Here is a 6640-nt window from a genome sequence, read left to right as displayed (position 1 = left end):
GGCCTGCTCGGGAGGCTTCGGCGCGGCGGGAGCGGCGGCCTTGGGGGCCTCCGTCTTCTGGGGCGCAGGAGCCGAAGGCGCACCACCACCGGTGGCCTTCTCACCCTTGGCGCCGAGGAAGCCGATGGGCGAACCCACCGTGGCGACCTCGCCCTCGGGCACGGCGATGGAGATGAGGTAGCCGTCGTCGAAGGCTTCCACCTCGAGGTTGGACTTGTCCGTCTCCACCTCGGCGATGGCGTCTCCGGAGGAGATCTTGTCTCCCACCTTCTTCAGCCATTTGACGATCTTCCCCTCCTTCATCGTCGGGGAAAGGCTGGGCATCTGGATGGGCGTAGCCATACGCGTTCAGGCCCCCTCGCCGCGGTACATGACCTTCTTGACGGCTTCGATGATCTTGGGCGCGTCCGGCTGCGTCGCGTTCTCCAGATTCGCCGCATAGGACATGTTCACATCCAACCCGGTGACGCGCACGACGGGCGCGTCCAGGTCGTCGAACGCCTGGGACTGGATGAGGTCCACCACGGACGCGCCGATACCCGCCAGCGCCCAGCCCTCTTCGCAGATGACCGCGCGGTTCGTCTTGCGCACGCTCGCGAGGATGGCCTCCTCGTCCAGGGGCCGCAGGGTGCGCAGGTCCAGCACCTCCACGCTGATGCCTTCCTTCGCCAGGGCCTCCGCGGCCTCCATGCAGAAGTAGTACATCCGGCTCCAGGTGATCAGCGTGACGTCCGTGCCCTCACGCTTCACGTCCGCCTTGCCCAACGGAACGATGTGCTCGCCTTCCGGCACCTCGCCCTTGATGGCGTAGAGGCGCTCGCCCTCGAACATCACCACCGGGTTTTCGTCCCGGATGGCGGCCTTGAGCATGCCCTTGGCGTCCGCCGGGGTCGCCGGGGCGATCACCTTCAGGCCGGGGAAGTGCGCGTAGTTGGCCTCCAGCGCCTGGCTGTGCTGGCTGGAGAGCCGGCCGCCCGCGCCGCCCGGGCCGCGGAACACGATGGGGCAGCGCAGCTGGCCGCCGCTCATGTGGCGCAGCTTGGCCGCGTTGTTGACGATCTGGTCCATCGCCAGGATGGCGAAGTTCCAGGTCATCATCTCCACCACCGGGCGCAGGCCCACCGCCGCCGCGCCCACGGAGAGGCCCGTGAAGCCCAGCTCGCTGATGGGCGCGTCGATGATGCGCGCGCTGCCAAACCTGTCCAACAGGCCCTGGGACACCTTGAAGGCGCCGTTGTAGCGGCCCACTTCCTCGCCAATGAGGAACACATTGGCGTCGCGCTCCATCTCCTCGGCGAGCGCCTGGTTCAATGCTTCGCGATACATCAACTCGGGCATCGTCGGCTCCGAACTCGAATCTCGAAAGGGTAGTGGCTTGGGGGAACGTGGGCGCTAGCGGATCAGGCCCGCCTTCTTGTCCGCCTGCTCGGCCTCGGCGCGGGGCTCCAGGTCCCATGTCACCTTCAGCTCCTGGCCCGACGGGTACTTCGGCCAGTGGGTGACCTTCACGCCCAGCACGCGCTCACGCGGGCGCACGTCCTGCTCGCCCTCTTCCACGATGGTGTCGCGCCACAGCTCGTCCACGCTGGGCTCGGGCGACTCGTCGGCGAACTTCACCGCCGCGTCCACCGCGCGCTTCTCCTCCTCCTCGATGGCCTCGAAGTCCGCGTCGGTGAGCTTGAAGCCCTGCTTCATCGCGAACTCGCGCAGCTTCGGGATGGGGTCGTTCTTGCGCTCGTCCTCCACCTCCTGCTTGGTGCGGTAGTTCGCCGGGTCCGCCATGGAGTGGCCGCGGAAGCGGTACGTGTTCGCCTCCAGCAGCACGGGGCCCTTGCCCGCGCGGCAGTACTCCGCGGCGTCCTTCACGGCCTCGTACATCTTGAGGACGTCCATGCCGTCCACGGCCTCACCGCGCATGCCGTACGCGGAGGCGCGCTTGTGGATCTCCGGCACCGCGGACGTGCGCGCGATGGCCGTGCCCATGCCGTAGCGGTTGTTCTCGCAGATGTAGATGACCGGCAGCTTCCACTTCTGCGCCATGTTGAAGGTCTCGTGGAACGAGCCCTGGTTGGCGGCCGCGTCGCCGAAGAAGCACACCGTGACGCGGTCTTCGTTGCGGTAGCGGCTGGCGAAGGCCATGCCCGCCGCGAGCGGAATCTGTCCGCCGACGATGCCGTAGCCGCCGTAGAAGTGGTGCTCGATGTCGAAGATGTGCATCGAGCCGCCCTTGCCCTTGCTGTAGCCGGTGCCCCGGCCGAACAGCTCCGCCATGATCATCCCGGCGTCGCTGCCACGCGCCAGCGGCTGGCCGTGGTCGCGGTAGGCGGACAGCATGTAGTCATCCGGGCGGATGGCCTCGTTGCAGCCCACCGCCACGGCCTCCTGGCCGATGTAGAGGTGGCAGAAGCCGGCGATCTTCCCCAGCGTGTACTGCTGGCCGGCCCGCTCCTCGAAGCGGCGCAGGAGGTACATCTTCCGGTACATCGTCAACAACAGGTCCTTCGAGTACGCGCTGGCCACCGCGGCATGCCTCCGGTTGGGCCGCCCCTTGAAGACCCGAGGGGGAAAAGGGCGGCGGACGCCGTGCGCCTCTTAGCGCGCGGCCATGGGACTTCCAAAGCCTTTCAGAAACCGTCGTCCATCACGCCTTTCTTTCAGGCGCGCTGCGTCACGTCCTCCATGGAGAAATGCGGCACCGACACGATGCCATCCTTCAATTCCACGACCCGTCCCGAGTGGTCCGTGGCCAGGTGGATGACCGTCGCCTCCGGGAAGCGGTGGCGGTAGTCATTGGCGTGCGTGGGCTCATTGTCGAACGCGGCCACCACGGTGCCCATGCGGCCCAGGCGCGCGTGCGCCTCGCGCTTGAAGGCGTCGTCGTTCTCCGCGAGCGTGGGCTTCATGATGAGGTGCACGCGCCCGTCCACGCCGGGGGGCGTCACCATCCCGCAGCGCGCGAGACAGGACACGGTGCCCTCGCGCATCGCCTCGTGGCGGCCCGTCAGGTAGACGACCTGCGCGCCCGTCGCGGCCACCGCCTGCGTGAAGGCGGCGGCGCCGTCAATCGCCTCGTCGGAGACGCAGTAGTCGCTGGTGAAGAAGCGCTCCTGCCAGAAGGCGCGCGCGTCCGCGTAGCGCTGCTCCACCTCCGCGTCCTCCATGCCGCACGCCCGCATGGCCGCGCGCATGTCCCAGCCGGTGTCCCAGTGGCGCGGCTCGCACGCGGAGAGCAGGCGCAAGGACCGCGCGTCGCCGTACTCGCGCAGGATGCGCGCCTGGCGGGGACGGTTGTCGAAGAGGGTGGAGTCCAGGTCGAACGCCAGGACGGCCTGGGGGCCGAGCGAGCGGGCCTTCTCCAGGATGCCCCGGAGTGCGTCGCGCCAGTCCGGCCGCACGCGTTGCTTGAGGTCTTCAAAAGCCATGTGCGCCGGAAGATACATGCCCCCGGCGCGGGGCTGGCCATCAAATCACGCGCCCTGGCGCAACGCGGCCGGCTGGATGGGCACCGACCCCACGGGCTCCTTCGCCTCTCCCAGGACCTCCGGAGGCCGGGCGAAGTTCTGCATGCGCTGGATGCCGTTGCGGTCCAATACCAGCCTGACCAGCTGCGCGGATTCGTGACGCACGCCGTCTTCCATCACCGTGAAGCGGAACACCAGGTCCACCGGGTAGCGCTTCGCGCCCCGGATGTGGCCCACGGAGAAGTCCTCCAGGTCCACGTACTCCAGCGCGAACTCCGGCTCGTCCATGTCGCGCAGGAAGCGGCCCACGTGCAGCCGGAGGATGTCCGTCACGCCGGTGAGGCCGCGCTCGGAGCGCGGCAACAGGCGCGCGTCCAGCACGATGCGCTTCTGGTAGCGGATGACCGCTTCGGACAACTCGCCCTGGGACACGGTGAGGAAGTCGTCCTGCAGCCGCAGCGACGACACCGCCTTGGGCACCTTCACCGCCGCGCCGTAGTCCACGCGCTCTTCACAGGTGCCAATGGCGCGCGCCGTGACGGGGTCCACCAGGTCCGTGGTGCGGTCGTACAGGTGCGTGGCGGCCACGCGGCTGAACATGCGCCGCAGCCCTTCCTTGATGCGGTCCTTCATCATGTAGCCGACCACGGCCACCAGGAAGAAGTTGAGGCTCACCTGCGTGTAGCGGACCTGCGCCCAGAGCGCCACCGACGTGGCGAAGGCCATGGCCACGCCCGCCGCGATGGCGAACAGCACCTCCTCCCAGCCCTGCCGCCGCTGACGGCGGCGCGAGGACAGGAAGAGCACGTTCATGCAGAACTTCTTCAGGAAGCCCAGCCGCTGCATGTACTCCTCGTTGTCCCCCGTGGGGCTCAACACGGAGCGCAGCCGGTGCTCCTTGCGGTAGGACTCCTCGCGCAGCACCGCCTCCATCAGCCCCTTGCGCAAGGGCAGCCACGGCCCCGTGCGCGGCAGCGCGTCCATGTCCGCCACCGCGCGGCGGAAGAACTGCTCCACCAGCAGGCTGACGTACTCGTCCACCAGCCGCAGCGACGCGCGCGTCTTCTCCTGGAGCTTCGCCTCACCCGTCGCGCGCAGCCACGCGCGGAAGCGCTCCAGCACCACGGGGACGGACGCCCCCGCCTGACGCACCACCGACTCCAGGTCCACGCGCGCCGCTTCGCCCGTCCTGGCGTCACAGCGCGTCTCCACCGTGGTGGCGAACCGGCGCAGCGCGCCGCGCAGCACGCACGACAGGAGCTTCGCCTGGTAGACGACGTCCGACTCCGGCGCCAGCCCCGTGCGCTGCCACGCCTCCAGCTTCACCAGCGGCGAGCCCTCCGAGGACAGGATCTCCCCGAGCCCCATCACCGGCGTCTTGAAGCGCACGTAGTTGTGGATGTCCGCGTAGAAGTCCGCGCGCGGGTACGTCTCCGCGTCGATGTTCAGGCTCGACGGCAGGAAGAGGTAGGCCTCCACCAGGTAGCGCGTCTCGTCCGCGCCCGTGGGCTGGTACTCGAGCTTGATCTCGAACTGCTTGCGGTCGTGGACGTCGAACCGGCTGTGGAGCGCTTCGGGGGCCTGGGACACAAACTCCAGTCTACGTCACAGGCCTGTCACACGGGAGCCACCCCCACCGAAGGAGGGCGAAGCGTCCGGGGCGGCACACCCGGACGCACTCCGCCGGGGCCTCAACCGTTGGTGCCCGTACGAGACGACGCGCCCGGCACGGCGCCCGGGATGACGTCGCCCACCGGCAGGGGCGCCGCCTTGGGCTGGGGCTTCGCGTTCCACACCCGCGTCGCCAGCAGCAGGCCCACGACGGCCAGGGGCAGCATGGCCAGGGGCCACGGCTTCCAGTTGGCGGGGTCCTTCATGGCGGCGCCCGTGGGCAGGATGGCGCCATAGACGAGCGCGTGGATGGCCGTGCCCGCGTACACCGCGCCGTCGATGATGCCTACGACGATGCCCGCGTTCTTCTTGCCGCCGAAGTCCATGGTGGCCGTGCCGGACAGCATGCCGTGCACGCCGATGACGCACAGGGACATGAACACCACGGACCAGCCGGCCCCCTGCGTCCCCAGCAGGAACACCGCGCCGACAGCGCCCAGGAGCAGGCCCGCGTAGAGCACCGCGGACACGGGGCCCCGGCGCGAGTCGAAGATGCGGTCGCTGATGACGCCCGCGAACATGCCGCCCAGGATGCCCGCGACGCACGACAGCATGCCCCAGTTGGAGGCCACGAAGCCGCCGGACTCGCCCACCGCCTTGGCGTACTTGGGGTACCACTGCATGACGGCGTTGCGCAGGAAGCCGCTGCAGAACTCCACGCCCAGGATGATGAGGATGACGCGGTTGCTGAGCAGCTTGCCGAACAGCTGCGGCACGCTGAGCGCCGGGCCCGTCTCACCGCTGGACGCGTCCGCCGTGTCGAAGTCCGGGTGGCCCGTCTGGGACGGCGTGTCGCGGATGACGAAGAAGTCCAGCACCAGGAAGCCCGCGAGCAGCGCGGCGGGCACGAAGAACACCCACCACACCGGCGCCGCGTCCGCGATGAAGCGGCACCAGTCGAACGCGAAGTACAGGCCCAGCGAGATGAGGATGCCGAACACGCCGCCCAGCTGGCCGCGCTCGCGCACGTGGAACCACGACGCGTTCACCTTCACGATGGAGACCGCGCCGAAGCTCTGGAAGTACATGTTCACGCTGTAGAGGAACGCGAGCCACGTCACCACGCCGCCCGGCGGGGCCCAGCCGTTCTTCAGCACCGCGTACACCAGGCCGCCCATGGCGATGTTCGCCACCGCGCTGCCGCCCGCGGACAGCAGGATGGTGAAGCGGCCGCCCAGCTTGTCCGTCAGCGGGCCATTGAGGAGGAAGGCCACGCCGTACGTGAGCGTCCCCCAGAAGAAGATGGTGGCGAAGTCCGCGTTGGACGTCTGCGCGCCCATGGCGCTGGTGGCCACGTTGACGTTGTAGCGCCCCATATAGAGGAACGCGTACGTCAGGCCCAGCGGGAACCAGTTGAAGAAGCGGCGGCGGCGGAACGCATCCGTGTGCCCCAGCTCCACCTTCGGCAACCGTGAGAGCACCAGGCCAATGGCCCCGAGCAGGATGAGGATGGGGAGCAGCTGGGCCAGCCACGGGGGCAACGACATGCGACGAACCTCGCCTGGAGG

6 protein-coding genes are annotated in these 6640 nt (G+C 68.8%); all 6 read right to left on the bottom strand.

Annotated features, from left to right (window positions below; translation table 11 throughout):
* A partial coding sequence (locus D7X55_RS09970) for a biotin/lipoyl-containing protein (protein WP_304988887.1) occupies positions 1–342 on the bottom strand: 342 nt, incomplete at its 3' end.
* A 6-nt stretch (positions 343–348) separates the two neighbouring features.
* A complete protein-coding gene (locus tag D7X55_RS09965; RefSeq protein WP_120546763.1) occupies positions 349–1338 on the bottom strand; it encodes a pyruvate dehydrogenase complex E1 component subunit beta in 990 nt (329 codons plus the stop codon).
* 54 nt (positions 1339–1392) lie between these two features.
* Positions 1393–2520: a pyruvate dehydrogenase (acetyl-transferring) E1 component subunit alpha gene (gene pdhA / locus D7X55_RS09960; RefSeq protein ID WP_120546764.1), complete on the bottom strand. Its 1128-nt coding sequence runs from the start codon at positions 2518–2520 to the stop codon at positions 1393–1395.
* A gap of 134 nt (positions 2521–2654) precedes the next feature.
* Positions 2655–3422, bottom strand: coding sequence for a hypothetical protein (locus D7X55_RS09955; protein ID WP_120546765.1), 768 nt, complete (start codon positions 3420–3422; stop codon positions 2655–2657).
* A 45-nt stretch (positions 3423–3467) separates the two neighbouring features.
* Positions 3468–5051 carry a hypothetical protein gene (locus tag D7X55_RS09950; RefSeq protein ID WP_120546766.1) on the bottom strand — a complete coding sequence of 528 codons (1584 nt, stop codon included), beginning with the start codon at positions 5049–5051 and terminating at the stop codon, positions 3468–3470.
* Positions 5052–5152: 101 nt separating this feature from the next.
* On the bottom strand, positions 5153–6619 hold the full coding sequence (locus D7X55_RS09945; protein WP_121722924.1) for an MFS transporter: 1467 nt from the start codon (positions 6617–6619) through the stop codon (positions 5153–5155).
* Positions 6620–6640 lie beyond the last annotated feature (21 nt).

The sequence above is a fragment of the Corallococcus sp. AB049A genome, assembly GCF_003668885.1.
GTDB classification, from domain to species: Bacteria; Myxococcota; Myxococcia; order Myxococcales; family Myxococcaceae; genus Corallococcus; species Corallococcus interemptor.
This window is presented reverse-complemented; position numbering and strand designations above follow the sequence as displayed.